Genomic DNA, 25397 nt, shown 5'->3' on the forward strand with positions numbered 1-25397 from the left:
TCCTCGCCGACCCGCCGCCGAGGTCACCGGGGGGAGACCTGGCGGCGGGCGCGTTTCGACACTCCGATTCTGCCCGCGGGCAGAACCTCCCCCGTTTGTCGATACGGCGGAGAAGCTATCGAGCGCAGCGATAAGAAATCGATAAGAGCGGTTCGGGCTGGTCAGCGCTCCGCGTTCGCGGCTCGGTCAGTCAGCTCGGCGAGGCGGCGTTCGGCCTCGAAGCGCTCCGGCACGCCCATCCGCCGAAAGATCGCCAGCGCCCGCTCCCAGTGCCGCCGGGCCTCGACGGGATCGACGCGGGTGAAGTGTTCGGCAAGCCCGGCCAGGGCTCGTCCCTGCTCGTACGGATGCGCGATCCGAGTAGCCAACCGCAACGCTTCCTGGTGCATCCCGAACGCCTCGCCACCTCGCCCCTGCGCCGCCAGGGTGCGCCCGAGCTCGTTCAGCGCAATCGCCTCGATGTGTCGTTCCCCCGAACCGATCGACAGCTTCCGGGCCATCTCGTGTTCCTGCTGGGCCTCGACCAGACGGCCGAGACCGCGATAGGCGATCCCGAGATCATTGCGCACCTCGGCCTCGGCATACCGGTGACCGGTGCGATCGCGCAGGGCCAGGGAGGCCAGGAGAATCCGGATCGCCTGCGGAAGATCGCCCATTCGGACGCGTACGGCGCCGATGTGGCTGAGAGCGTTGAGTGTATGGAAGTCGTCGGAGTTCGTCCGGGCCCACGCCAGATGCCGGCGGTGCAGGCGTAACGCCTCCTCGTACCGTCCCAGAGCCGTCAGCGCCAAGCCAAGGTTCGGCAGCAGAATCGGCACTCCGACGCTTCCGTACACCTTGTAGTCGCGCAGGCAGCTGAAACCCAACGTCACCGCCTCGGTCAGCTGACCGTTCCACAGGTAGACGGCGGCGAGGTTGGCGCGGTAGCGCGCGGCGTTCATGATGTCCGGCGAGCCACGGGACAGGTCGACGGCACGGGCCAGGTGATCGAGCGCCGCCCGATTATCGCCGGTCCGGACGTAGGCGGAGGCAAGGTAGTTGTTCATCAGAGCCAGTGCGGCGACGTTCCCAGATGCCTCCGCCGCAGTCAGCGCGTGACGGTGGGTCACGATGATGTCCTCGAAGTATCCGCGGATGTAACAGAATCGCCAGAGGGTACGGGCCAGTCGCCAGGAGTGCTCGTGAAAGCTCGCGTCCAGCGCTGACAACACCATCGTGACCAGGTCCGTCCGTTCCGCCTCGATCCAGTCGGCGGTGGCCTCGCCGATGCCCTCGACCAGCTCAGGGCGTGCGAACGGAGGGTGTGAGACCTGGGACCTCACGTCGCCGGGTTCCAGCGCCTCGGCGACCCTCAGCGCCACCTCCAGAGTGAAGTCGAACAGGTGGGCCAGCCCAACCCTTCGGTCGCTCGCAGAGTCGGTAAGCGAGCACAGCTCCACGGAGTACTGGCGCATGAGGTCGTGCAGTCGATATCGCGTCGAGTCCAGGTCCTCCACCAGGTTCCTGTCGACGAGGTCGTCGAGCGCCGCGCGCGCTTCCGCGACACCCAGGCCAGCCAGTGCGGCGACTGCTGACGGGCTGAAGCGGTTACCGGGATACAGACCCAGGAACCGGAACACCCGCTTGGTCGAGCTCGGCAGCGGTTCGTAGGAGGCAGCGAAGGCACCGGTGACAGTGCTCTCTTCCTGAGCCAGGTGGCGCAGCACCGGAGCGTCGCCAGCCAGCTGTTCGGCGAGGTCCGTCAACCGCCAGCCGCGCCGGTGGGCCAGTCTGCCCCCGGCCAGCCGAATCGCCAGGGGAAGGTGCCCACAGAGCCGGACCACCTCGGCGGCCGCCTCCGGCTCGGCGTCGACCCGGTCCCGGCCGACGCTCAGACCGAGCAGATCCACGCTCTCCTGCAGGCTCATCACCGGCAGCGTCTGCGAGGGCCCGACATCCGGGTGGGACAGTCGTCGCCGTGAGGTCACCAGCACGACGGCGGTCGGCTCGGCCGGCAGGAGGGGCATGATCTGCTCGCTGCTCGCGGCGTTGTCGAGCACCACTACTGACCGTCGACGGGCCAGCTCCTGTCGCCAGACCTCCACCCTGGCGTCGAATTCCACCGGAACGCGGTCGGCGGGAACACCCAACTGTCGAAGCAGGGTGACGAGGGCACTCGCCGGCTCCACTCGGTTCTTGTCGCCATGCCCACAGAGGTCGATGAACAACGCGCCGTCCGGGTATCGATCGGACAGCCGACGTGCCAGGTGCACGGCAAGGGTGGTCTTGCCGCTACCCGCCATGCCATCGATGATGTGCACCGCCGGCACCCGCGCCTCGACCCTCCGGGTCTCCGCCAGCAGCCGCGACACCACGTCCTCCCGACCGACGAAGTCGGTCACCGCTCGGGGAAGGTGGTCCACCGGCTTGACCCGACCGGTCTGTTCGGCCGCCGCACCGACCGCCACATCAGCCCCGGCGGCCACCGAGCGCGCCGGGCCGGTGCCGCCAACGGAGACGACGGCACGCGCCGAACCTGGGCGCGACACGGCCGCGACGATCGAGCGGCGCAACTCCTGGAGGTTACCCCCGGGGCCTACCCCCAACTCCGTGCTCAGCGTTGCTTCGATCTCGTCGTACGTCGCCAGCGCCTCCGCGTTGTCGCCGCGCTCGTACAGGGCCCGCATCAGAAGGACGTAGGCCGGCTCCCGGAGGGGATGGCGAGCCACCACTTCACGCAGCAGCGGAATCGCCAGGTCGTCCCGACCCGATCGCAGTTGGACGTCGGCGAGAAGCTCCACGGCCAACAGCCGCTCCTCTTCGGCAGCGACGGTTCGAGAGGTGAGGACCGGCCCGAGCGGGATGCCGGCGAGCATCGGGCCCTGCCACCGAACCAAGGCGCGCCCCAGTAGCTCCCGGGCACTGTCCAGGTGGCCAGCCGTCAGCGCTTCCCGACCCGCGTTCCGCTCCGACTCGAAGCGAAAGACGTCAACCAGTTCAGGGTCCACAACGAGTCGATAGCCGTTGCGTTCGCGCGTGATGGCCCCTCGACCGGCCGGGAAAGCCTCGAAAGTCCGGCGCAGATTGGCGGCATAGGTCCGCACATTAGCGATGGCCGATCGCGGTGGGCGATCGGCCCATAACTCATCGACGAGGTCGTCTACCGTCACCAGCCGCCGGGGATGAACAGTGAGCATCGCGAAGATTGCCTGCTGCTTGGGTGTACCGAGACGCAACGCGCGGGTAGACAGTTGCACCGAAAGGCCGCCCAGAACCTGAATCTCCACCCGTCCCCTGCCAGCCGTGCCAGGTATTCAGCCGATCACGCAACGAAGTCTACGACCCTCTGTGTGGCGTACCGCTCACGGAGCGAAGCGGACGACCCTCGGGTACCTCAGGAATGTGGCGAGGAGCTGCTCGAATGCCAATCCGGGACAGCACCATGCGGGCGGCAACTTGCATCACCAACTGCCGAAACGCGATTATCCACCAGTCGTCACCGGCGAACCAGCGGAAGACCGGCACCATTACCTGCCCGGCCAGACACCTCGACCGCGTCAACTCTGCCCATGCCGCTCTTACGCCTGACCAAACTTCGGATGAGGTAGCTCCTGAAGAGCCCTCAGACTCAGGAATAACGCGACCATATACCGTCCCCAGTTGCAAGGTGCCGCTGGAATCAGAACCGGCAAGCTCGACCGCACTCCGTTCAGCACCGATGGACAGAACGTGATAAACGGTCTCCAACTTGACTAATATTGCGCATACCGACATTTATTCCTTCTAAGCCGCCCTTCCTACTCTTAAGCTGCCTTTCGGAAGGAAGACCTCCCCATCGCGGGACAGGTACTCCAACCGGCACAGCGAGAGAAGGGGGCATTGCGATGCGCGGCACCGACTGGAACTGACAAGCTCGACACAGGACTTCTGAGGGCCCGAGCAGTAGGCTGCGAGAACGCGCAGGCAGTCCTTCGGGAGCGGCATGACCCTTCCTCAGCGACGAGAGATTGAGACCGATCGGCGGCTGGTGCTGCTCGTCGGTCTCGTCGTCGTTGGTGCCGCAGTCATCGTCGCCACCTCGATTCCGGCCGCACTGAGGTCGGTGAACTCTGCGACGGTGAACGACGCCGCGGCCCTCGGCATGCTCACGCTCATGATCGCGTTGGGGACGCTGGTCAAGGCCCGGGTACGGATCCGGTCGACGACCCAGTCGATCAGTTGGAACGAGACAGCCATCATCGTTGGCGCAGCCATCGCTCCGACCTCGGTGGTCGTGCTCTGCACGGCGATCGGGATCGCCCTCGCCTCGCTTCGCCTCACACCGATGAAGCTGGCCTTCGGCATCGGTAAGAACGTCATCGTGGCCTGGGGTGCCGGCACGGCGCTCGCGATGACGACCTGGACCTGGCCGCCCACCGGGACACCCTCCGTGATGCTGCTGGTGCTGTTGGCGTTCGCCTACGTGGTCGCTGCGCTCCTGGACGATCTGCTCGCCATTCCGGTCATCGCACTCGCCTCCCGGACCAGGATCGCGAAGCAGTTCCGCAGCAATCTCGACCTCCGGCTCGCCGGCTTCGCCGTGCGGTTCGCCGTCACAGCCTGCACGCTGTTGATCATCCGGCTGGATCCCCGACTACTGCTCGCGGTCCCGCCCCTGGTCCTGAGCCTGCACCTGGCCTACTCCGCCCGCATCCGGGGCCGCACCGAGCAGCAGGCGTGGCAACGCCTGGCCCGCACCACCGACGCGCTCAACGTGGTCGACCTGGACAACGTCCTCACCACCGCCGTCACCCAGGCCGCCGAGCTGTTCTCCGCCGACGAGGTCGAGATCGAGCTACGCGACGGTGAGCGCACCGTCCGCGGTGGCACCGGCGGCATCACCTTCGACGGCTCGACCGGTACGCCCACCGACGTGGACGGCACCGTCGTTCCCACGCGGCTGGAAGGACATGACCGGACCGTCGACGTCGGCATGCTACGGCTGCGCTTCCGTGGCCCGGTGCAACTGTCCGAGCGGGAGCAGTACACCCTGCGCACCTTCGCCTCCGCGCTCTGCACGGCCGTCCGCAACGCCCAGGCGTACGCCGAACTGGCCCGGGTGGCCGACGAGCACGCGTACGCCGCCGCGCACGACGCACTGACCGGCCTGGCCAACCGCCGGCACCTCCTCGACCAGGGCACCGAGCAACTGAGCGCCCGACACGCGGACGGGGTGACCGCCCTGGTTCTCATCGACCTCAACCACTTCAAGGAGGTCAACGACACGCTCGGGCACGCCGCAGGCGACCAGGTGCTGGTGCAGGTCGCCGACCGGTTGCGGAACGCCGCCCAGGCGAGTGACCTGGTGGCCCGCCTCGGCGGCGACGAGTTCGCCGTACTCCTGCGTGGGCTCCCGGCCCCCGCGGTGGCCGCGCACCGGGCCGACACCCTGCTCGCCGCTCTGCACGAGCCGTTCGAGCTGGACGGCATGCGGATCAGCGTCGAGGCCAGCGGCGGGATCTCCGTCGCCCCGTCGAGCGGTGGCATGGCCGAGCTGCTGCGCCGCGCCGACGTCGCCATGTACCAGGCGAAGCGGGCCGGGCAACGGATCTCCACGTACGCCCCGACCCGGGACACCGCCGACCTGGGCCGCCTCACCCTCGGTGGCGAGCTGCCCCGTGCGGTCGCCGACCACGAGTTCATCGTCAACTTCCAGCCGATCGTCGATCTGGGCACCGGCGAGGTGACCAGCGCGGAAGCGCTCGCCCGCTGGCACCACCCCACCCACGGCATGATCGACCCCCTGCGCTTCCTGGAGGCGGTGGAACGCTCGGGTCTGCTACCCGCCTTCGCCGAAGCGATCCTCGACCAGGCGCTGATCGCGGCGGCCAACTGGCGCGACGCCGGCTTCGACGTACCGGTCGCGGTCAACGTGTCCCCGCGCAGCCTGCTCGACGCGCGGTTCCCGGGCGCGGTGCTGGCCCGCCTGCGCGCCCACGACCTACCACCGGACCGGCTCGTGCTGGAACTGACCGAGACGCTGACGCTCAGCCAGCTCGACGTGGTCGACCGGGTGCTCAGCCGACTGCGCGACGAGGGTGTCCGGTTGGCGTTGGACGACTTCGGCACCGGCTACTCCTCCCTCTCCCTGCTCTCCCGGATCCCGGTGCACGAGCTGAAGATCGACCGGAGCTTCGTGACGACGATGGAGAGTTCGACGGAGGCCGCCGCCGTCATCCGCTCCACCCTCGACCTGGGCCGCAGCCTCAACCTGGACGTGGTGGCCGAGGGGGTGGAGAGCGAGCCGCAGCGGCGGGCCCTCTGGGAGCTGGGCTGCGTCGCCGGCCAGGGGCACCTGTTCGCCCGGCCGATGCCGGCCGGCACCCTGCTCGCGGCGATGCAACGCGGTTCGGGCGGCCGCCCGGGCACCCTGGCCCCGCCGCTACACGACGTCGGCGCGGTGATCCGGTTGAGCCAGAACCGCCGCCAGACCGGCCGTTCCCGCCCCGACCGCCTCCCGCACCTGCCCGCCTGAGCGAGCACGCCGGTCTGCCAGACTGGCGCCGTGACCGCCGACGACCCGACCGACCGCCGCCGTCGCCGGCACTGGCGGACGCTCGACAACGCCGCCGGCGGGCTCGCCCTCGACCTCGGCCTCTATGCCGTCTCGGCCATCTTCGCCGCGATCACCGCGGTCACGTCGACCCTGCTGCCACACCGAGCCTGGGGCGCGGTCGCCACCGTCGGCTACCTGATCGCCACGCTGGCGGTGATCGCCCAACTTCTGCTTCGACGGCGCTCCCCAACCTCCCGACTCGCCGGTCTGCCAGCCCGCTGGGCGGTCACCGGTCTCGCGTGGGCGAGCACCGCACTGCTGCCCCTCCTCTGGCAGAGCATCGAACGGGCCGGCGGACGCACCGATCGGGCCCAGGAGGAGGTGCTGGTCGTGGAGCAGGCCGGCGCCCGTCTCCTGGAGCACGGCACGCCGTACCTCGGGCCCGACGCGATCGCCGTCCTGCCGCCCGGTGAGCAACTACTCGGCTACACCCCGTACCAGCCCGGCATGGCGATGTTCGGCCTGCCCAGGGCACTCGCCGACACCTGGTGGACCGACTCCCGGGTCTGGTTCGCGGTAGGCACCGCGCTGGCGCTCGCCCTGGCCGTGGCCGCCCTGCGCACACCGGCCACCGCCGGTCAGGCCACCCCCGCCGACACCCGTCACCGGCGGGACGCGGCTCTGCTACGCGGCGTGCAGGCCGCCACCGTGCTGCCGATCTGCGCTCTCACCCTCGCCACCGGCGGCGACGACCTGCCCGTACTCGCGCTCTGCCTGCTGGCCCTCGCGCTCGCGGCCGCCGACCGACCCGGCCGGGCCGGCCTCGCGGTCGGGCTGGCCGGTGCCCTGAAGCTGTTCGCCTGGCCGGTCGCCCTGGTCCTGATCGTCTGGGGTCTCACCAGACGCGCGGGCACACGGGTCGCCGCCGGCGCGATCGGCCTGCCCGTCGCAGCCCTACTGCCAGCGATGCTGGTCGACCGCGACGCGCTGACCGAGAACGTGCTCCGCTTCCCCCTCGGCCACGGCCTGGTCACCAGTCCCGCGCAGTCCCCGTTCCCCGGCTACCTGATCGCCAACGCGCTGCCCGCCGGGCGACTGATCGCCGCCGCGCTGCTGGTCGCGGCCGGCGTGGCCATCGCCGTCCGGCTCACCCGCCGCCCGCCCCGCACCGCCGTCGCCACCGCGCTGATCTGCGGATACGGGCTGCTCGTCGCCATCGCCCTGATGCCCTCGACCCGCTTCGGCTATCTGCTGTACCCGATGGCGCTGCTCACCTGGGCACCCGCCCTGCACCGCCCGGTCGACGCGCCGGCCGCCCCGGTTCTCGGCAACATGTCCGGTCGGACCACTTCGGCGTAACTGCCGGGCGAAACGACGCTCCAGGGCGTAGACCTGAAGGCATGACGACCTACCGCGACCGGGCCGAGGCGGGCCGGATGCTCTCCGACCGACTCTCCGCACTCATCGGCGAACCGGACGTCGTGGTTCTCGGCCTGGTCCGTGGCGGCGTTCCGGTCGCACGGGTCGTCGCCGAACGCCTCGGGGCACCACTGGACGTGCTGGTCGTGCGCAAGCTCGGCATGCCGTGGGCTCGGGAGGTCGCCTTCGGCGCGCTCGGGCCGGGCAATGTCCAGGTGCTCAACGACGCCGTGGCCAGCCGACTCAGCAGCGACGACATCGCCGAGGTCAGCCAGAAGGAACAGGCCGAGCTGGAACGCCGGGAACGCCTCTACCGGGGCAATCGGCCACAGCTGGACCTCACCGGTCGGACGGCGGTGATCGTCGACGACGGCCTGGCCACCGGCGCGACCGCCCGCGCCGCCGTGGAGGTCGCCCGCCAACTCGGGGCACGCCGGGTCGTCGTCGCGGTCCCGGTCGGCGCGCAGGAGGCGTACGAACTGCTCGCCGCCGAGGCGGACCAGGTCATCTGCGCGCAGCGCCCACCGGACTTCGGCGCGGTGAGCGTCTACTACGAGGACTTCCACGAGGTGTCCGACGAAGAAGTCACCGAGGCGCTCACAGCAACTGCCTAGGTGGACCAGGTACCGTCGGGAGATGAGCCTCACCTGTCCCAAGTGTCACGGAGAAATGCGCCAGTACGAGCGCAGCGGCGTCGTCATCGACCAGTGCGGGGAGTGCCGAGGCATCTTCCTGGACCGCGGCGAACTGGAGAAGCTGTTCGAGGCGGAGGCCAACTGGAGCCGCCAACAGGCTGGCGGCGCGCCACCGCAGCCGGCCCAGCAGCCGGCCGGCTACCCGCCGCCTCCGGCGCCGCACCAGCCCGGTTACGGTGCCGTCCCGCCGCCGCCCCCGCCCGCACACGGCTACCCGCCGGCCCCGGCCTACGGCCACCAGCAGCAGCACCACGGTTACCACGGGCACTACCGGCAGAAGAAGCGCAAGGGCTTCCTCGACGAGATGTTCGGCTGAGCCGAGATCGACCTCCCGCCCGGGCCGATCCGCGCGTCGGCCCGGGCACATCGCCCACACCGTCGATGGTTGGCGGGCGGGATGGTCCGTGCCAGGCTGAATCGCATGACCGCGATCCGGCCGGACGAGGCGCTGGCCCAGGCGTACGACGGGATCACCGCGGTGGTCGGCGGCCTCGACGACGCGGGCCTGCAACGAGCGACCCGCTGCCGGGGCTGGCTCGTCGCGGATCTGCTCCTGCACGTGCTCGGCGACGCCCAGCGGGCACTGGTCGCACTGGCCAGCCCCGTCGACGGCCCTGCCGACGTCGACGACGTGAGCTACTGGCGTGACTTTCCCGCCAACGACGACGAGGCCACCCGGCACGCCTGGTGGGTCCGGCGATCGGCCGCCGCGTTCGACCGTCCGACCGGGATCGTCCAACTCTGGCGGGAGACCGCCCCGGCGGCGGTCCGCGCCGCCGCGTCAGCCGATCCCGAGAGGTACGTGACCACGCAGGGGCACGTTCTGCGCGTACCGGATCTCCTCGCCACCCTGACCACCGAGGCCGTCGTCCACCACCTGGACCTGACACCGGAACTGCCCGGCGCGCCGCCGCCCGGCCCACTGGCGGTACGCGTCGCGGTGGCGAGCATGGAGGGTCTGCTGAGCGATGACACGGTCCGCCCCACCGCGTGGAACGATCATGACTTCCTGCTGAAGGCCACCGGGCGTGTCCCGCTCACCGATCGGGACCGGTTGGAGTTGGGCGAGTCGGCGGGCTGGTTTCCGCTGCTCGGCTGATGTCTGCTGCTCGGCTGATCGACGGGCGGAGTGTCGCGCCGGTCAGCCGATGGCCATGTCCACGAAGCGGGACAGGTGCAGCTGGGCCGCGACGGTCACGGTGTCGGTCGGTCCATTTCGATGCTTGGCGACAATAAAATCCGCCTCCCCGGCCCGCGGCGACTCCTTGTCGTAGTAGTCGTCGCGATGCAGCAGGATGACCACGTCGGCATCCTGCTCAATTGAGCCTGATTCCCGCAGGTCGGACAGCTGGGGTCGCTTGTCGGTGCGCTGCTCGGGGCCACGGTTCAGCTGGCTGACCGCGATGACCGGGCACTCGACCTCCTTGGCGAGCAGCTTCAGGCCACGGGAAAGGTCGGCGACCTCCTGCTGCCGGCTCTCGGTGCGCTTCGGTGAGGTCATCAGCTGGAGATAGTCGACCACGATCATTTTCAGGTCGTGCCGCTGCTTGAGCCGGCGGGCCTTGGCCCGGATCTCCATCAGGTTCATGCTCGGCGTGTCGTCGACGAAGAGCGGCGCCTCGCTGATCTCGCCCATGCAGCGGGCCAGTTTGGTCCAGTCGTCGTCGGAGAGCTGACCGCTACGCAGCACGTGCAGCGGCACCCGCGCCTCGGCGGAGAGCAGCCGCATGACGATCTCGACCTTGCTCATTTCCAGGGAGAAGATGGCCGCAGCCTGGTTCGCGCGAATCGCAGCATTTCGGGCAAAGTCCATGCTTGCGGTGCTGTTATGGGTAGGGATCATCGCCCGGCTGGCCAGGTAGAGATGCTCGGGGTTGTCCACCGTGACGCATCGAACCGGCACGCTCGGCACCGGGCGGACATCGACGATGAACCGCGAGGTCGTCCGGACATCGGAGGCTGTGCGGCGGCGTTCGCCGTGCGCATCCCGCTTGCGTTTGAGGCGGAAGATGCCATCCGGCGTGGAGAAGTTCAACGTGTATGCGATGGACGACTCGGGGGTGCGACCGCGTACCGGCTTCGCGTTGACCGTGCAGCGGTAGCCGAGGCTGACGACGAGCTCGCGCACGTCCTCTGCCAGCCGCTTCGAGGTCGACGTGTACTGAAGGTTGCCGGCGGGGGCGACGGTGCCATCGGTGTCCATCAGTCCAGCTAGCAACGCCCGACGCTGGACCTCGGAGGCGCGCAGGTAAACGCCCGGGATGTGCTTGTCCGCTGCCACCCCGACCTGACGCAGCAGCCCGAGAAAGGAACCGTTCTGGTTGTGGCAGTCGGCACACTTCCGGGTTGCTGGATTCTCACGCAACGCTCGGGTGGAGACGCCGCAGTCCACGCAGACGCCGTTGCCCGGAGCGGCGGGCTGGGGCAGCAACAGGATGGTGTAAACCATTGGCCCGCTGGGTCGAACGGCGAAGCCGTCCGCCTCGATCTGCGTCACCATCTCCGGATCTGCGGTGGTGAATCGGCTGGCCCCGGTGTGGCCGTCGCCGAGCCACGCCCCCAACGTGTAAGGCGGGATCAGCAGCTCCCGATCCGGAAGGTGAAGGGGGGCGCTGTTCCGTACGGCGTGGTTGAGCCGTCGGTCGGCGGTGTCAGTACGCAGCGTGGCCGCGATCTCGGCAGTGGTAACGACGCCGTCGTGGTCGGCCCGACTGCCAGCATTGACCTCTCGCTCGGCTCGTTCAAGAAGCGCGCTCAGAAGCGGACCGGCCGGATAGCCGGGCGCAGTCCAGTTCCGTGTCTTGCCGCTGCGGACGATGGGGCGGCTGATCCGGCCGATCGACCCGACCTCACGGGCGACGGTGTGCAGGACATGCCGGAACTCCGGCCCAACCTGCTCGATCGTGTCGAAGAGTGTAATCGGCTGGTTTTGCACGGCACTGAGCCTCTTGTTTGCCGCACGTAGGTTGGCCAGCGACGATTCGGACCAGTGCCGCCTTTGCCGCGCCGGCCCCTGCCGCCGACTCACCCGAGTGGTCGTCTTCCACAGGTGCTCCGCGTCCGCCACGATGACCGTGCCGTCGGAGAACTCCACCTCGTAACAGGGACGACCGTGCATGACGTCGAAGGCATGGGTGACAGTGGTGGGGCTGCCGTCCGCCGACAGAAGTTGATCGCCGACCCGAATGTCACCCATGGTGGTCCAGCCGTCGGGCGTCGGCAGTGGGGTATCGAGCGCGAGCGCTTTACCCAAGCCAGGCCTGCCGGCCACGATGATCAACTGGCCGGCGTGCAGGCCGTTGAGCAGTCGGTCCAGGTCGCTGAAGCCGGTCGGCACACCGGTCATCACACCGCCCTGCGCCCCCACCGCCTCGATCTCGTCCAGCGTCGGCTGCAACATGTCGGCCAGGATCGCGAAATCCTCGCTGACTCGACGTTCGGTGACGTCGTAGACGGCCTGCTGGGCAAGGTCCACGATGTCGTCGACATCGCGGCTACCGCCATTGGCCGTGCCGTAGCCCAGCTGCACGATCTTGGTGCCGGCCTCGACCAGCCGGCGCAGCACCGCCCGTTCGCTGACGATCCGGGCGTAGTAGGCGGCGTTGGCCGCTGTGGGCACGCTGGCGATGAGGGTGTGCAGGTAGGGCGCGCCACCGATGCGGGCCAGATCACCGGAATCGGTCAGGGCGGCGGCCACGGTGATCGGGTCGGCCGGCTCACCCCGGCCGTAGATGTCCAGGATGATGTCGAAGATGGTGGCGTGCACCGGCCGGTAGAAGTCGTTGGTCTTGAGGATCTCGACGACGTCGGCGATGGCGTCCTTGGAGAGCAGCATTCCACCGAGGACGCACTGCTCGGCGGCAACATCCTGCGGTGGAGTCTTGTCGAACTGGCCGTCCCGCTGCGCGGGTGGTTGGCCGCCGCCGGAGCGTGGCTCTGCCCGCATGTCGTCAGTGACCGACATGGGTCCCCCCTCCACTGCGCCGGATCCGATCCCAGCTCTACCGCTGGGATACGACACTTCCGTCCGACCGGGCCGGTCGATCGGGGGCCATCGCGCCGGCGGTCGAGGGCCAACCATACGGACCCCGAGGTCAGGGACTCAACAACGCCGGTGGACGAGCCTCGGGACAACCTGTGGATGCCGGTGGACAGCATGTGCGTTGCGTGTGCACAGGCTGTGGATAACGCTTGGGGAATTCTTGGCCACTCGCCGCTGACCTGGGGAAACATGCTCCCCAGCCTGTGGAGGAGAATATTTCGGTCGGGCCTGTGACACGATCGTCCCGTACTATCTCCAGCGAACGGCTACACCTGGACAGCGGATGCCGCTTTCGGTTCAGAAGGGTCACACTCCGGCCGTGAGTTACCGGGACTGGGGACGCGGGGATGGCAGCCCGCGCGAGCGCCAGCCGATCACCTCGTGGGGTGAGCGCGCGGCGTCCCTTCCGGTTGACCCGTACGACGAGGACGGGCGCTACCGCACCTCCAGCCGGCGGCGTGCGTTGGACCGCGGCCAGGATGAGCCGGTCGACGCCTACCTGCCCCGGTGGGCTCTGGAGTCGGGGGTCCGGCACGCTGACGGTGGCGGTCGCCACGCGGCTCCGGACGAGGATGAGCCCGAGCCCGAGCGGCCAACCTCCGGTGCCGGCCGGCGGTCCATCGAGTCGCAGGGCAGCCGACGGCGGGTCAGCGAGACGAGTTGGCGGGAGCAGGCGGCGATCGGTGCGGCTCCCGATTCGGACCACACCCGGGAGTGGACGCTCGACCGTCCGCAGGAGCAGGGGTACGCCGGCCGTCGGCGCGCCGACGCCGGGGAGGATGAGCCGATCTCCGGCGCTGTCCCGGACCGCCGTCCTCGCCGTGCGCCCGCCGGCCGTCCACAGGTGATCTGGTCGGGCGGGGATCTGGAGCCCACCCCGACCGAGCCGGCGCCTGGTCAGGACGTGAGCCGTCCCAGCCGGCGCAGCCGCCGTGCGGCGGAGGAGTCCTGGTCCCGCCCGCCGGCCGACCCATGGGCACGCGGTGCGGACCGGGTGGCTGAGCCCGAGCCGTCGTACCCGCCAGCGGTGGATCCGTGGGACGCCTCGGGCGTGCACGCGTGGCCCCCCGTGGCCGGTGCGGACGACGTGGACCTGAGCGGGCAGTGGTCGGCGGTGGAGAGCGTCGGTGGCTGGGAGCGGTCCGACCGCACCGGGCAGTGGGAGCGGTCCGCGGTCGAGGACGACCAGTGGGACCGTACGCTGCCGCCGCGCTCCGACCGGTCGGTGGCGGCGGAGGATGGGCAGACCCGGGGCGACGGGTTCTGGTCCGGCACTCGGCTGGCCGATGACGACCCACGTTGGATGGATCCGTCGACGTCGGCGCCCCGGTCGCCCGTGGTGGGCTACACCGCTCCCCGGCCGCGCAGCGCGCCTGTACCGCGCGGGGGTGCGCCACGACGTCGCGCGGACCGGCCTGCGGTTGCGGCGGCGTCGGTGCGTCGGCGGGTCGAGTCGGCGGCTACGGGTGCCTGGGCTCGGCGTCTGGAGGACGACCTGCTCGACCCGGATCCGGGTGGGTCCTTCCGGCCGTTGCTGTACACGGCCGCCTGCTACCTGGTGCCGGCGATGTTCATCTTCGTCTGGCTGTTGACGTTGGACAGCCAGGCACCGGCTGGTTGTGTGACCGACATCAGCGGGGGCGGATGCGACTCGCCCCGGTCGCGCGCGTTGGAGTCGCTCCTCGCCGGCTCACCGCGCTTCGGGTTGGCGTTGGTGAGCAGTCTGGTGGTGGCGGCGCTGCTACGCCGGGTGGGTACGACATGGCGGTCGGCCACCATCGCGCTCGCCGCCGCGGTGGTGGGCGGCGGCCTCTCCACGGTGCTGATCAGCGCGGTGACCGGTCAGCCGATCGGGTGACAGCGCCGGCGCCAGCTCGGGCCGGGCCAAGCGGGACTTGATGACCGTACGCACGAGGGCCCGCACCGATCGCTCGGTGCGGGCCCTCGTGATGGTGTTGCGGACGTCAGCCCTGAACGACGTTCAGGTTGAACGACGCGGTCACCTCGGGGTGCAGCTTGATCTTCACCGGGTAGGTGCCGGTCGACTTGATGTGACCGGCCACCTCCAGCCGACGCCGGTCGAGGACCGGGCCGCTGGCCGCCTTGACGGCGTCGACGATCTCGGCCGGGGTGACCGAGCCGAAGAGCCGTCCGCCGTCGCCGGCGCGGACCTTCAGGTTGATCTTGAGACCCTCGAGCTGAGCCTTGACCTCGTTGGCGTGGTCGAGGTCGCGGATCTCGCGGGCCCCACGGGCCCGCTTGATGACCGTGACCTGCTTTTCCGCGCCCTTGGTCCAGGCGATCGCGAAGCCCTGCGGCAGCAGGTAGTTACGGCCGTAGCCGTTCTTAACCTCGACGATGTCGCCCGGGGCACCGAGGCCGGACACTTCCTGAGTCAGGATGATCTTCATATCGGTGCCTCCTCTCAGCGGGTGGTGGCCGTGTACGGCAGGAGCGCCATCTCACGGGCGTTCTTGACCGCACGGGCGATCTGCCGCTGCTGCTGCGAGGTCACGCCGGTCACCCGTCGAGCGCGGATCTTGCCGCGATCGGAGATGAACTTGCGCAGCAGCGCGGTGTCCTTGTAATCGATATAGGTGATCCCGTCCTTGTCGAGCGGGTTCACCTTCTTCTTCGGCTTGCGAAGTGCCGCAGCCTTGGCCATTGCACGTGCTCCTGGTTTGCGATCGCGGGCGCTCGGCGCCATTAGAACGGTGGCTCCTCGTCAAAATTGGCGCCCGAACCGGCACGCGCGGGAGAAGGAGCAGCCGAAGCCCAGGGGTCGTCGAAGTTGCCTCCGCCGCCACCCTGGTTGCCACCGCCACCGCCGCCACCGAAGCCGCCGCCACCGCCGCCGGAGCGGGACATCTTCTGCACCTTCGCCGTGGCGTAGCGCAGCGACGGGCCGATCTCGTCGACCTCAAGCTCGATGACAGTGCGCTTCTCGCCCTCGCGGGTCTCGTACGACCGCTGACGCAGCCGGCCCGACACGATCACCCGAGCGCCACGCTGCAGCGACTCGGCGACGTGCTCGGCGGCCTGCCGCCACACGGTGCATGCGAGGAACAGCGGCTCGCCGTCCTTCCATTCGTTCGACGCCTTGTCCATGAAACGGGGCGTCGAAGCGACTCGGAACTTGGCGACCGCAGCCCCGGAGGGGGTGAACCGCAACTCGGGGTCATCGGTCAGATTGCCGATGACCGTGATGGTGGTGTCTCCTGCCATGACCATCTCCTCGCGCACTCAGCGTCTCGTCGTACAGGCTCGCAGAGCCGTACGACAGAGTCGCGGAGGCTGATCCGGACGAACCGGGGTTGGATGCTCTAGCGCATTTCCGGTCGGATGACCTTGGTGCGCAGCACGGACTCGTTGAGCCGGAGCTGACGGTCCAGCTCGGCCACCGCAGCAGGCGTGGCCTGCAGGTCGATGACGGCGTAGATGCCCTCGGCCTTTTTGTTGATCTCGTACGCGAGGCGCCGGCGGCCCCACACGTCGGTCTTCTCAACCGAGCCACCCGCGGTCCGAATCACGTTCAGGTACGTGTCGAGCGACGGTGCGACGGTGCGTTCCTCGAGGCTGGAATCGAGGATGACCATTAGTTCGTAGTGACGCAAGACGTGCTCACCTCCTGTGGGCTAAGCGGCCACGGTCCTTCCGTGGCAGGAGGTCTTGTGTCGCTGCCCGCACGTGCCGAGGGAACCCGGCCGGACGCGGACAACCTGACCAGGATACCCGGTCCGGACGATCATGCCCGGGGTGGTCGGGTCAGCGCCCGGACGCGCCGACGGGGGTCCACCGCCCGACCGTCTACCGGCCAGTGGTGGACCCCCGTCAACGAGGCCGCGGGGCGTCCCGTCCGCATTCCTTGGGTGGGACCTGGGGAGGAACGACCACACCGATGAGGTTGGACCGAAGACGCCCCGCGGAGCTTTATCGTGTTGTTACCTGACGATACAACGGCACTCGTACCTTGTCGGGGGAAAAAGCACAAATTTCCGAGATTCCTCATCGGTCCGGGTTCGTCGCGAAGGGTCGTCCCCGCCGCGCCGGGCCGCGCGGCGGGGTGACCTCGCTGTCGGCCACCGACCACCGGTCGCCGTACGCGGCGCTCGCGCCGCCGGCGGTACCGGGCGCTGATCGCCGGTTCAATCCCATCAACGATCGTCGGTCCGTGCGGTGACGCGACCGCCCGGCACAACGGCCCAGCCGTCGCCCCGGTCGTCAGGCTCGCGACGTAGGCTCGCTCGCATGCGTATCGGAGCCCACGTCGATTCGACCGACCCGCTGGCGGAGGCGGCCGCCCGGTCCGCCGACACCGTGCAGTTCTTCCTCTCCGACCCACAAGGGTGGAAGGCGCCCCAGCCTCGCGAGGACGCCGAGCGGCTACTCGCGGCGGAGGTCGACCTCTACGTGCACGCGCCGTACGTCATCAACGTGGCCACCCTCAACAACCGCATCCGGATCCCCAGCCGAAAGCTGCTGCTCGGGCACGCCACCGCGGCCGCCACCATCGGCGCCAAGGGTCTGATCGTCCACGGCGGTCACGTCAACGCCGGGGACGACCTGGCCGTGGGCTTCGACAACTGGCGCAAGACGTTCGCGTACGCAGCCGACTCCGGCGGCTTCGGCGTACCGGTCCTGATCGAGAACACCGCCGGCGGCGACAACGCGTGCGCCCGACGACTGGACGCGCTGGCCCGACTGTGGGACGCCATCGGCGACTACGAGGTCGGCTTCTGCCTGGACACCTGCCACGCGTACGCGGGCGGCGAGGAACTGCTCGGCCTGGTCGACCGGGTCAAGGCGATCACCGGGAGGATCGACCTGGTACACGCCAACAACTCCAAGGGCGCGTTCAACTCGGGCCAGGACCGGCACGACAACCTGGGCGGCGGGACGATCGACCCCGAGCTGGTGGTAGCGGTGATCCGGGCGGCCGGGGCGCCGGTGGTCGTCGAGACCCCGGGAGGCGTCGTCGGCCAGGCCGCCGACATCGACTTCCTCCGACAGCAGCTCGGGACGGAGAGCCCCGCAGCATGACGACCGGACAGCCCGGGACCGGCAACGCCCGGCCCACCTCCGCCGGCGCGGGCGCCGAGATCCGACCCTCCACGGCGTCCGCAACGGGCACCCCCGCCCGGCCGGCTCGCACCTCCGACGCCGTCTCCGGCAAGACTCCCGCGCCGGCCGCCGAGACCACTGCGCCGAGCGCGGGGGCCGTCGCGGACCAGCCGCGGTCGAGCGACGGCGGAACAACCGGAGCCACCACGAACGGCGGCCCGCAGCCCTCGAAGAGCGACATCGCCAAGAAGGAAGCGGCCGGGGACGCTGCCACCGGCGAGGGCGGCGGCCGGAAGGGCAGCGCGGCCGCGGGCGACACCGAGGATGGCACCGCAACCAGCGACAGCACCGCCAAGGACAGCAGCACCGCCAAGGCCGACAGCACGACGACCGACCCGGCCAAGGCCGACACCCTGGCGAAGGACGGCACCTCGGCTAAGGACGGCACGGACGGCGGCGGCTCGGAAGACGTCCCGGTCAAGGGCACAAGAGCGGGCAAGGGCAAGTGGTGGAGTAGGGGCAAGAGAGCGGGCAGGACCGACGGTCAGGCAAAGACCGACGGTGACACCAAGACCGATGAGGCCAAGCCGGACGACCCCGATCGTTGGGAGGCGTTCGTCTCCGCTCCGGAGCCGAAACCCTCCATCGTCAGCCGGGCGGGCCGAGCCGTCGGCCGGTTCCTGATCCACGAGTGGACCCTGGCCGCCCTCGGCGCGCTGGCACTGGCCGTGCTGATGACCTGGCCAACGTTGCGCTATCCCCGCTACACGCTCCCGCAGGACTACTGGGACCCGAGCCTGCAGGCCTGGCAGATGGCCTGGTCCGGGCACATCCTGCTGGCCGACCCGGCGCGCCTGTGGCAGTCCAACACGTTCTTCCCCGAGTTGTGGAGCTTCGCGTTCTCCGACACACTGCTCGGCTACGCCCCGGCCGGGATGCTCGGCAGCGGCCCCGAGGACGCGGTGCTGCGCTACAACATCATGTTCGTGCTGGCGCACGCGCTCGCCACGCTCGGGGCGTACGCGCTGGCCCGGCAGCTCGGGGCCGGCCGGATTGCCGCCGCTGTCGCTGGCGTCAGCTACACCTACGCGCCGTGGTTGCTGGCCCAGGCCGGGCACCTGCACGTGCTCTCCAACGGCGGGATCCCGCTGGCGCTGGCGATGTTGGCGCGGGGGCACGGCTGGTCACTGCGGCACGGTTACCGGCCCGAGCGCCGGCACGACGCCTGGGTCTACGCCGGTTGGTTGGTGGCAGCCTGGCAGCTCAGCCTCGGTTTCGGCATCGGGCTTCCGTTCGCGTACTTCCTGGCCTGCGCGGTGCTGGTCGCCGTCGTCCTCTTCTACGCGCGGCGGCTGCGCACCGGTCAGGCCGTGCCGTTCGGTCGTCGGCTGTTCGTCGCCGACCTGCTCGGTGGGTTGTTGTTCGCCGGTGTGGGCCTGCTGATGGCGTTCCCGTTCTTCAAGGTGACCGAGCTGCACCCGTACGCCGAGCGGACCATCCGCGACATCAGCATCTTCTCGCCGCCGGCGTCGGGTTTCGTGACGGCGCCCGCCGAGTCCCGAATCTGGGGTGGACTGCACGAGGGGGCACGCGCGGCGCTGCCGTGGCACCCGGAGATGACCCTGCTACCGGGCTTCGTGCTCTACGCGCTCGCCGCGGGTGGGCTGTTCTTCTCGGTCTGGCGGCTGCGGCACCGACTGCTGCTGCTGGCCGGGGTGCTGGTGACGATGGCCTTCGCGATGGGCACCCGCTTCTTCGACGGCACCTTCACCTACGTACCGCTCTTCGAGCACGTGCCGGGCTGGAGCGCGCTGCGTACCCCTGGTCGTTTGATGCTCTGGACCACATTGCTGCTCGGCCTGCTCGCGGCGGGCGCGGTCACCGCGCTCACCGACCGGGTCCGCGAGTTGGCCGCACAGCGGATCCCGTCGTGGCCGGGGCCGTGGCTGCGGTTGGCCACCCTGCTGCCGCTGCTGTTGGTCACCGTCGAGGGCCTGAACAGCACCCCGCATCCGGTGGTGCCGACCCAACCGGCGGCGATGCGTACGGCGGAGGGGCCGCTGCTGGTGCTGCCCAGCAACCAGAGCCTGGACCAGCACGTGATGCTCTGGTCGACCAGCGGGTTCCCCGACGTGGTCAATGGCGGTAGCGGCTTCACTCCGCGCCAGCTCGACGACGTCCGGCGGGTGAGCCAGTCGTTCCCCGACCAGACCAGCGTCGACTACCTGCGCACGCTCGGCGTCCGCACGGTGGTGTTACTGCGCAGTCAGGTGCCGGGCACGCCGTGGGAGATCACCATCGACACGCCGGTGGAGTCGCTCGGCATCAGCCGGCAGGACGTCGGCGACGCCGTGGTGTATCGGCTCTGAGGCGTGGCTGCTCTGTCCGGGCGGGCTTTTCGGGGGAGCCCGCCCGGCTCCGGGCGGTCAGGCTTGATCCCTGCGCCGGGCGGGCTCCCCCGAAAACCCTGACGTGAGCAGGCCGCGTTCGACCTGGTGGGGCTCAGGTGGTGACGGGTTCGGGTGAGGGCTCGCTGGTCGTGGGGCGGCGCCATCGGTCCAGCCAGGGAGCGTCGGGTGCGCCGTCGAGCACGCCACCGTCCGGGTCGTCGGGATAGGTGGCCCGCACCGCGTCCCGCTCGGGGTGCAGGATCTCCTGGATGACCAGCACGCAGAGCACCACCACGGTGGTCAGCCGCAGCGTGGCCGCCAGGACGAACACCCCTTCCGGGAAGACCGGGCGGCTGGTCGCCGCACCGAGCAACTCCCCGTAGAAGGCGGCGAAGTAGCAGACCTCGGCGACCTGCCAGAGCAGGAAGGCGCCCCACTTCGGCCGGGCCAGCACCACCAGCGGCAGCAGCCACAGCACGAACTGCTGCGACCACACCTTGCTGAAGATCAGGAACGCGGCGACCACCAGGAAGGCCAACTGGGCCAGCCGCGGTCGGCGCGGCGCCCGCAGCGCCAGCACGGCCACACCGAGGCAGGCCAACCCGAACAGGGCGTACGAGAGGTTGTTGAGGGTGGGGATGTTGACGTTCAGCCATTCGAACGGGCCGAGCCGAGCGGGGTCGCTGCCGACCTTGCCGTCCAGGTAACGCCCGATGTACCAGAGCGTGCCCCAGTCGATCGGCCGGGTGGTGTTCAGTTCGAAGAACCGGTCCCAGTTCTCCGGGTAGGCCCGCGCGGCCGGCAGGTTCACGAGCACCACGGCGGCGATCGCCGTACCGATGGCGACGAGCGCGGCGCGGACCCGGTCGGCCCGCAGCGCCAGGATGAGGATCGGTCCGAGCAGGAACAGCGGCCAGAGCTTCGCCGCACCGGCCAGCCCAAGCAGCACGCCGGCCACCGCCGGTCGTTTCCGGGCCCAGGCCAGCAGGCCGAAGGCGGCAAGCCCGATGGCGAGCAGGTCCCAGTTGACGGTGGCGGTGAGCACCAGAGCCGGGGCGAGCGCGAACAACGCGGCGTCCCAGGGTCGTCGGCGCCGCAGCGCCAGGATCACCGCCACGGTGGCCACCGCGAGCGCGCCCAGCACCAGCGCGTTGAGGTTGTAGAACCACTGGCCCTGGTTGATGCTCGGGTCGCCGTCACCGATGGCGTGCACCGGCAGGCCCAGCGCCCCCATGAAGTAGCCGGTCAGCACCGGGTACTCGACCGGGTGGTCGCGGTAGGGCACCTTGCCCTCGTTGAGCCCTTCGGCGTAGTAGAGGGCGAGGACGTCGGTGTAGCAGAACCGGGTGTACTGGACGTTGTTCTGCCAGGCGCCGTCCTGGCAGGGCGACTTCTGCACCCAGTGCAGCGCGAGCGTGAGGCAGACCATCGCCAGCACGATCCGGACGGCAGTCCAGAAGCGGCGCTCCCGGCCGGCAGGCCGGTCCAGCGCGGTCGCGTGGTCGCCCAGCGGGCCGCCGATCACGCCGGAGATGCCGCGGACGAACCCGTCGGAGCGGGACGGGTGGTCGGTGGTTCCGGCGTCGTCGATGCCGGGCGTCGACTGGGTGCTCATGAACAGGCATCCTGCCGTACGACGGGGGTGCCCGTCCCGTCCCGGCACGGAGATCCGGGTACGAATACGCCGCCGCCGGCCGGGACAGGTCGTCCGGCCGGCGGCGGCGCGTGGTGCGGTGGTGCGGGTCAGTCCCGGTTGGACGGTGGCAGGCTGGGCAGCAGTTCTCCGCCTCCGCCTCCGCCGCCACCGGGGCCTCCGGGGTTACCCCCCGGGTTGCCGCCGTCACGCGGGCAGAACGGGTTGGTCAGCGGGTCACAGGGCGGCTGCCCACCGGGCCCGCCAGGCCCACCGGGCAGACCCGGGAAGATCGGCGGCGGCGCCTTCGTCTCCACGCCGTTGCCCTTCGTGACGTCGCCCTCGCCGGTGACGCTGGGCAGCGGAATCTCTTCCTGGCCCTTGAGGGCGACGTTCATGTACTTCTCCCAGATCGGGCCGGGGAGCGTCGAACCACCAATGTCCTTGCCGCTGGCGAGCCGGATCTCCGGCTTCTTCGGGTCCCTACTGCCCACCCACACTGCGGTGGCGTTCTGCGGGGTGTAGCCGACCGTCCAGGCGTGCGAGTTGTCGTCCTTGTCGTACTCCCAGGTGCCGGTCTTGGCGGCAGCCTGGCGGCCGTCTTCCAGGGAGAGGTCGTTGGGGCGCGGGATCTGCTTCAGGACGCCGGTGACCTCGTCGGTGATCTTCTTGGGGATCCGCTGCTCGGGCTTGATGCGCTCGCTGCCGACCACCTTCCACTTACCGGTGTCCTTGTCCTGCTGCTCGACCTTGATGACGAAGTGGGCCTTGATGTACTTGCCGTCGTTGGCGAACGTGGCCATGGCGTTCGCGTGGTCGAACACCGTGATCGGGTACTTGCCGAAACCGGTCCAGTTGTCGAACGGGGTCTTCTGCTTCTTCGACAGGTCGAAGGCCTGCGGCGGGTCGACGCCCCACATGGTGGTCACGCCGGCCTTCCTGGCCATGTCGACCACCTTCTGGGGGCCGATCTCGTCGGTGACCCAGTAGAAGGGCACGTTGTACGACTGGATCGTCGACTCTTCGAGGGTGCACCACTTGCCGCACTTGAGGTTGGTGCGGTTGGCGTTCCCGATCTCGACCTTGGTGCCCTCCGGCTTGAACGGGGTGGGGTCCCAGTGCGACTTGACCGAGATGCCGGCCTCGATCGCGGCGGCCAGGGTGTACACCTTCATCGACGAGCCCGGCTGGTGTCCACCGGTCAGGTCGCCGTTCTTGTCGGTGTTCTTGCCCGCGTAGTCGAAGTCGGCGCCGCTGTCACCGCCGTAGTAGGCGAGCACGCGACCCTTCGAAGGGTCGATCGAGACCACCGCCGCCATCAGGTTCTTCGGCTGGTCGTTGAGCTCCGAACCCTTCTTCGACTGCATCGCGGTGTTCTCGGCTGCGGTCTGCAGCTTCGGATCGATGGTGGTGGTGATCCGGTAGCCGCCGTCGCGCAGCGCGTCCACGCAGCTCGTCTTGCCCTCCGCACCGCTGTCGGAGCAGAGACCCATCGTGTCCATCTCCTGACGGACGTAGTTGATGACGTTGCCTCGCGGGCTGTCGACACCGAACCCGTTCCCGCCCTTCTTCGGCGCCAGAACCTTGGGGTACTCGGTCGGCGACGCGGGCCGCCCGGGGGCGTCCACCCAACCTTCCTTCTTCATGCCGCCGATCACGTAGTCCCACCGCGACTTGGCGTCGGTCGGGTTGACCGCCGGGTCGTACCCCTGGTGGGTCTCACTCGCCACAGGCTGCTTGATGACCGCCGCGAGCACCGCACCCTCGCCCACGGTCAGGTCCTTCGCCGCCTTGCCGAAGTACGTCTGCGCCGCGGCCTCGATGCCGTAGGCGCCGCGGCCGAAGTAGATCACGTTCAGGTAGTGCTGCATGATTTCCGGCTTGTCGTACTTCTCGTTCAGCTTGGAGGCGAGGATGGCCTCCTTCACCTTCCGGCCGTACGTGTCGTCCTGGAGGTTCTCGAACGCGTTGCGGGCGTACTGCTGGGTGATCGTCGAGGCACCCTGCTTGTCACCACCGGAGACGTTGTTCCACGCGGCCCGGACGATGCCCTTGTAGTCGACGCCCGAGTGCCGGTAGAAGTTGCGGTCCTCGGCTGCCGCCACCGCGTCCTGCACGTGCTGCGGGATGTCCTTGATCGTGATGAAGGTGCGGTTCTCGCTGCCCAGCTTGGCCAACGGGGTCTTGCCGTCCTTGGCGTAGACGGTGGTGGACAGCGGCAACGGCATCTCGTCGGGCATGACCACGTTGGTCGAGTAGTAGGTGAACCCGACCACGCCGACGCCCGCGAGCATGATGAAGACCGCGAAGCCGGCGATCAGCAGGTTCATCCGCTTGCGCTTCTTCGCTCGCGCCGCCGCACCCGAGTCACCCGCTCCACGACCGCCCCGCCCCGGGCCGTTCGGCCCACCAGGGCCGCCCGGCCCACCAGGGCCGCCGGAGACCGGTGAGACGCTCGCCCGGGCGACCGCGGCACGGCCACCCACCGACGCGGAGCCGACACTGGCCCGACCCGCCGAGCCGGTGCCGACGGAGGCGGCACCGACGGCAGCGGCACCGACCACGGCCCGACCCGCCGGTGCGCCCGGTGCCGGGGAGACGGGCACCGAGGCCCGGCCCGCGCCGGCGCGACCGGGGGCCACACCCGGTGCCGGCGACACCGGCACCGAGGCCCGCCCGGCTCGGCCGGGGGATGCCGAACCCACCGAAGCGGACCCGGCGGCCGCACCGGCACGCGGCGGCACCGAGGCCGAACCGCCGACCGTGGCCCGCCCACCGGCGGCCCGCGGTGTCACCGAGGCGCGGCCCGGGGTCGCCGCGCCGCCCTCCGAGGCCGACCAGCCGCTCCCGCGCGCGTCAGCGCCGGGTCGGCGGTACGCGTCGTCGTCGCCGCCCGGGCCCGTGTACTGGGCCCGTCCGCGCGCAGAACTGGGATCGCCGTACGAGTTCATTCCTCACACCCTGCCGGTCGCGGTGGGGCGCGACTGCGCCGCCACCGGGTTGCCGTGAGTTGCTTCACCCGGGACACCGGCACGGGGGCGCCGACTCACCGAGGTATTTGCCGTATTAATCGGGCCAATCGGACCAACGAGCGGTCGACCGTCCCGGGTGTCCTCTACGGCCCCGGGGCCGGTCCAACCAGCTGCGATCACCGTTGCGCCTCTCGCCTCCGCCGACCGGCGCCCTCGGCGCCCGTCACGTCCCGCTCGCCGGTGCCGTCGCTGTCGCCGGTCAGACCGTCCCGGCCGAGCAGGTACTGCTCGACGAGATGGTTCCAGTCACAGCCGAGGCACACCTCCACCACGAAGACCTGGAACTCACGCAGCGTCATCGCCAGCACGGGCAACTCGGTCAGTGTCCGGGCCTGCCCGGCGGACTGCTTGAGTTCGTCGCCGTAAATGTAGTGGACGAGGGTCAGATTCTCGCTCCGACAGATCGGGCAACGCCGGTCGGTCGGCTCGCCGTGGAACCGGGCGGCGTTCTTCAGGTACGGCGACGCGTCGCAGACGTCGTACGTGCCGACCCGGCCCGCCAGGAGCTCACGCAGCACTGCTCGCTTCTGAAGCGAGTAGTCGACGACCTGGCGCTGCGTACGCATGCGAAGAAGGGTACGCGGTCCGGCCCGAGCAGGCGACCACGCTCA

17 protein-coding genes and 1 pseudogene are annotated in these 25397 nt (G+C 69.7%); 8 read left to right on the plus strand and 10 right to left on the minus strand.

From position 1 onward, the window contains the following. Positions 1–161: 161 nt before the first annotated feature. Together ACQEUX_RS27370 and ACQEUX_RS27375 are read right to left on the minus strand one after the other, a co-directional pair. The gene (locus tag ACQEUX_RS27370; RefSeq protein ID WP_433057171.1) at positions 162–2987 is read right to left on the minus strand and encodes an ATP-binding protein; all 2826 of its coding nucleotides are present in this window, start codon (positions 2985–2987) and stop codon (positions 162–164) included. A 15-nt stretch (positions 2988–3002) separates the two neighbouring features. After that, positions 3003–3266, minus strand: a pseudogene (locus ACQEUX_RS27375) (AfsR/SARP family transcriptional regulator); the annotation flags it as partial. Between the two features lie 695 nt (positions 3267–3961). On the opposite strand from ACQEUX_RS27375, the gene ACQEUX_RS27380 reads away from it, so the two are divergent. From ACQEUX_RS27380 to ACQEUX_RS27400, 5 genes are all read left to right on the plus strand, one after another. Next, positions 3962–6493: a putative bifunctional diguanylate cyclase/phosphodiesterase gene (locus ACQEUX_RS27380; RefSeq protein WP_433054197.1), complete on the plus strand. Its 2532-nt coding sequence runs from the start codon at positions 3962–3964 to the stop codon at positions 6491–6493. A 30-nt stretch (positions 6494–6523) separates the two neighbouring features. Then, complete coding sequence (locus ACQEUX_RS27385) at positions 6524–7873, plus strand: glycosyltransferase 87 family protein (protein ID WP_433054200.1); 1350 nt, start codon at positions 6524–6526, stop codon at positions 7871–7873. Positions 7874–7914: 41 nt separating this feature from the next. Next, on the plus strand, positions 7915–8547 hold the full coding sequence (locus ACQEUX_RS27390; protein WP_433054203.1) for a phosphoribosyltransferase: 633 nt from the start codon (positions 7915–7917) through the stop codon (positions 8545–8547). Between the two features lie 22 nt (positions 8548–8569). Next, entirely contained in the window at positions 8570–8944 is a 375-nt protein-coding gene (locus ACQEUX_RS27395; protein ID WP_433054206.1) for a zf-TFIIB domain-containing protein, read from the plus strand. A 105-nt stretch (positions 8945–9049) separates the two neighbouring features. Beyond that, complete coding sequence (locus ACQEUX_RS27400; protein WP_433054209.1) at positions 9050–9727, plus strand: maleylpyruvate isomerase N-terminal domain-containing protein; 678 nt, start codon at positions 9050–9052, stop codon at positions 9725–9727. A 42-nt stretch (positions 9728–9769) separates the two neighbouring features. Here the strand turns inward: ACQEUX_RS27400 and dnaB are convergent, their stop codons facing one another. After that, positions 9770–12592 (minus strand): replicative DNA helicase, encoded by a 2823-nt coding sequence (dnaB, locus tag ACQEUX_RS27405; protein ID WP_433054211.1) that lies wholly within the window; start codon positions 12590–12592, stop codon positions 9770–9772. A gap of 397 nt (positions 12593–12989) precedes the next feature. Between dnaB and ACQEUX_RS27410 the strand changes: the two genes are divergently transcribed. After that, positions 12990–14528 (plus strand): hypothetical protein, encoded by a 1539-nt coding sequence (locus ACQEUX_RS27410; RefSeq protein WP_433054213.1) that lies wholly within the window; start codon positions 12990–12992, stop codon positions 14526–14528. A 106-nt stretch (positions 14529–14634) separates the two neighbouring features. Here ACQEUX_RS27410 and rplI read toward each other — a convergent pair whose 3' ends face one another. From rplI to rpsF, 4 genes are all read right to left on the minus strand, one after another. Further along, the gene (gene rplI, locus ACQEUX_RS27415; RefSeq protein WP_334500238.1) at positions 14635–15081 is read right to left on the minus strand and encodes a 50S ribosomal protein L9; all 447 of its coding nucleotides are present in this window, start codon (positions 15079–15081) and stop codon (positions 14635–14637) included. Positions 15082–15095: 14 nt separating this feature from the next. Further along, positions 15096–15335, minus strand: a complete 240-nt coding sequence (rpsR, locus tag ACQEUX_RS27420; protein WP_013289355.1) for a 30S ribosomal protein S18 — start codon at positions 15333–15335, stop codon at positions 15096–15098. Positions 15336–15376: 41 nt separating this feature from the next. Beyond that, entirely contained in the window at positions 15377–15913 is a 537-nt protein-coding gene (locus tag ACQEUX_RS27425; RefSeq protein ID WP_181518404.1) for a single-stranded DNA-binding protein, read from the minus strand. A gap of 80 nt (positions 15914–15993) precedes the next feature. Then, on the minus strand, positions 15994–16284 hold the full coding sequence (gene rpsF / locus ACQEUX_RS27430) for a 30S ribosomal protein S6 (RefSeq protein WP_036391391.1): 291 nt from the start codon (positions 16282–16284) through the stop codon (positions 15994–15996). 634 nt (positions 16285–16918) lie between these two features. On the opposite strand from rpsF, the gene ACQEUX_RS27435 reads away from it, so the two are divergent. Together ACQEUX_RS27435 and ACQEUX_RS27440 are read left to right on the plus strand one after the other, a co-directional pair. Continuing rightward, positions 16919–17710 carry a deoxyribonuclease IV gene (locus ACQEUX_RS27435; RefSeq protein WP_433054220.1) on the plus strand — a complete coding sequence of 264 codons (792 nt, stop codon included), beginning with the start codon at positions 16919–16921 and terminating at the stop codon, positions 17708–17710. After that, on the plus strand, positions 17707–20100 hold the full coding sequence (locus ACQEUX_RS27440) for a hypothetical protein (RefSeq protein WP_433054223.1): 2394 nt from the start codon (positions 17707–17709) through the stop codon (positions 20098–20100). The genes ACQEUX_RS27435 and ACQEUX_RS27440 overlap by 4 nt, the downstream gene beginning before the upstream one ends. 133 nt (positions 20101–20233) lie before the next feature. Here the strand turns inward: ACQEUX_RS27440 and ACQEUX_RS27445 are convergent, their stop codons facing one another. The 3 genes from ACQEUX_RS27445 to ACQEUX_RS27455 all read right to left on the minus strand — a co-directional run bounded on the left by ACQEUX_RS27445 (position 20234) and on the right by ACQEUX_RS27455 (position 25352). Next, positions 20234–21736, minus strand: coding sequence for a glycosyltransferase family 87 protein (locus tag ACQEUX_RS27445; protein ID WP_433054226.1), 1503 nt, complete (start codon positions 21734–21736; stop codon positions 20234–20236). Positions 21737–21864: 128 nt separating this feature from the next. Then, positions 21865–24705: a transglycosylase domain-containing protein gene (locus ACQEUX_RS27450; protein WP_433054229.1), complete on the minus strand. Its 2841-nt coding sequence runs from the start codon at positions 24703–24705 to the stop codon at positions 21865–21867. A gap of 197 nt (positions 24706–24902) precedes the next feature. Continuing rightward, the gene (locus ACQEUX_RS27455; protein ID WP_433054232.1) at positions 24903–25352 is read right to left on the minus strand and encodes a DUF5318 domain-containing protein; all 450 of its coding nucleotides are present in this window, start codon (positions 25350–25352) and stop codon (positions 24903–24905) included. Between the last annotated feature and the right edge of the window lie 45 nt (positions 25353–25397).

Origin of the sequence: Micromonospora sp. CA-259024 (genome assembly GCF_050936255.1) — a bacterium.
Lineage (GTDB): Bacteria > Actinomycetota > Actinomycetes > Mycobacteriales > Micromonosporaceae > Micromonospora.

Coding starts and splice junctions, on each gene's coding strand:
- ACQEUX_RS27455 (WP_433054232.1), bottom strand. CDS start 25,352: ATGCGTACGCAGCGCCAGGTCGTCGACTACTCGCTTCAGAAGCGAGCA.
- ACQEUX_RS27390 (WP_433054203.1), top strand. CDS start 7,915: ATGACGACCTACCGCGACCGGGCCGAGGCGGGCCGGATGCTCTCCGAC.
- ACQEUX_RS27380 (WP_433054197.1), top strand. CDS start 3,962: ATGACCCTTCCTCAGCGACGAGAGATTGAGACCGATCGGCGGCTGGTG.
- rplI (WP_334500238.1), bottom strand. CDS start 15,081: ATGAAGATCATCCTGACTCAGGAAGTGTCCGGCCTCGGTGCCCCGGGC.
- ACQEUX_RS27395 (WP_433054206.1), top strand. CDS start 8,570: ATGAGCCTCACCTGTCCCAAGTGTCACGGAGAAATGCGCCAGTACGAG.
- ACQEUX_RS27400 (WP_433054209.1), top strand. CDS start 9,050: ATGACCGCGATCCGGCCGGACGAGGCGCTGGCCCAGGCGTACGACGGG.
- dnaB (WP_433054211.1), bottom strand. CDS start 12,592: ATGTCGGTCACTGACGACATGCGGGCAGAGCCACGCTCCGGCGGCGGC.
- ACQEUX_RS27450 (WP_433054229.1), bottom strand. CDS start 24,705: ATGAACTCGTACGGCGATCCCAGTTCTGCGCGCGGACGGGCCCAGTAC.
- ACQEUX_RS27435 (WP_433054220.1), top strand. CDS start 16,919: ATGCGTATCGGAGCCCACGTCGATTCGACCGACCCGCTGGCGGAGGCG.
- ACQEUX_RS27440 (WP_433054223.1), top strand. CDS start 17,707: ATGACGACCGGACAGCCCGGGACCGGCAACGCCCGGCCCACCTCCGCC.
- rpsR (WP_013289355.1), bottom strand. CDS start 15,335: ATGGCCAAGGCTGCGGCACTTCGCAAGCCGAAGAAGAAGGTGAACCCG.
- ACQEUX_RS27445 (WP_433054226.1), bottom strand. CDS start 21,736: ATGAGCACCCAGTCGACGCCCGGCATCGACGACGCCGGAACCACCGAC.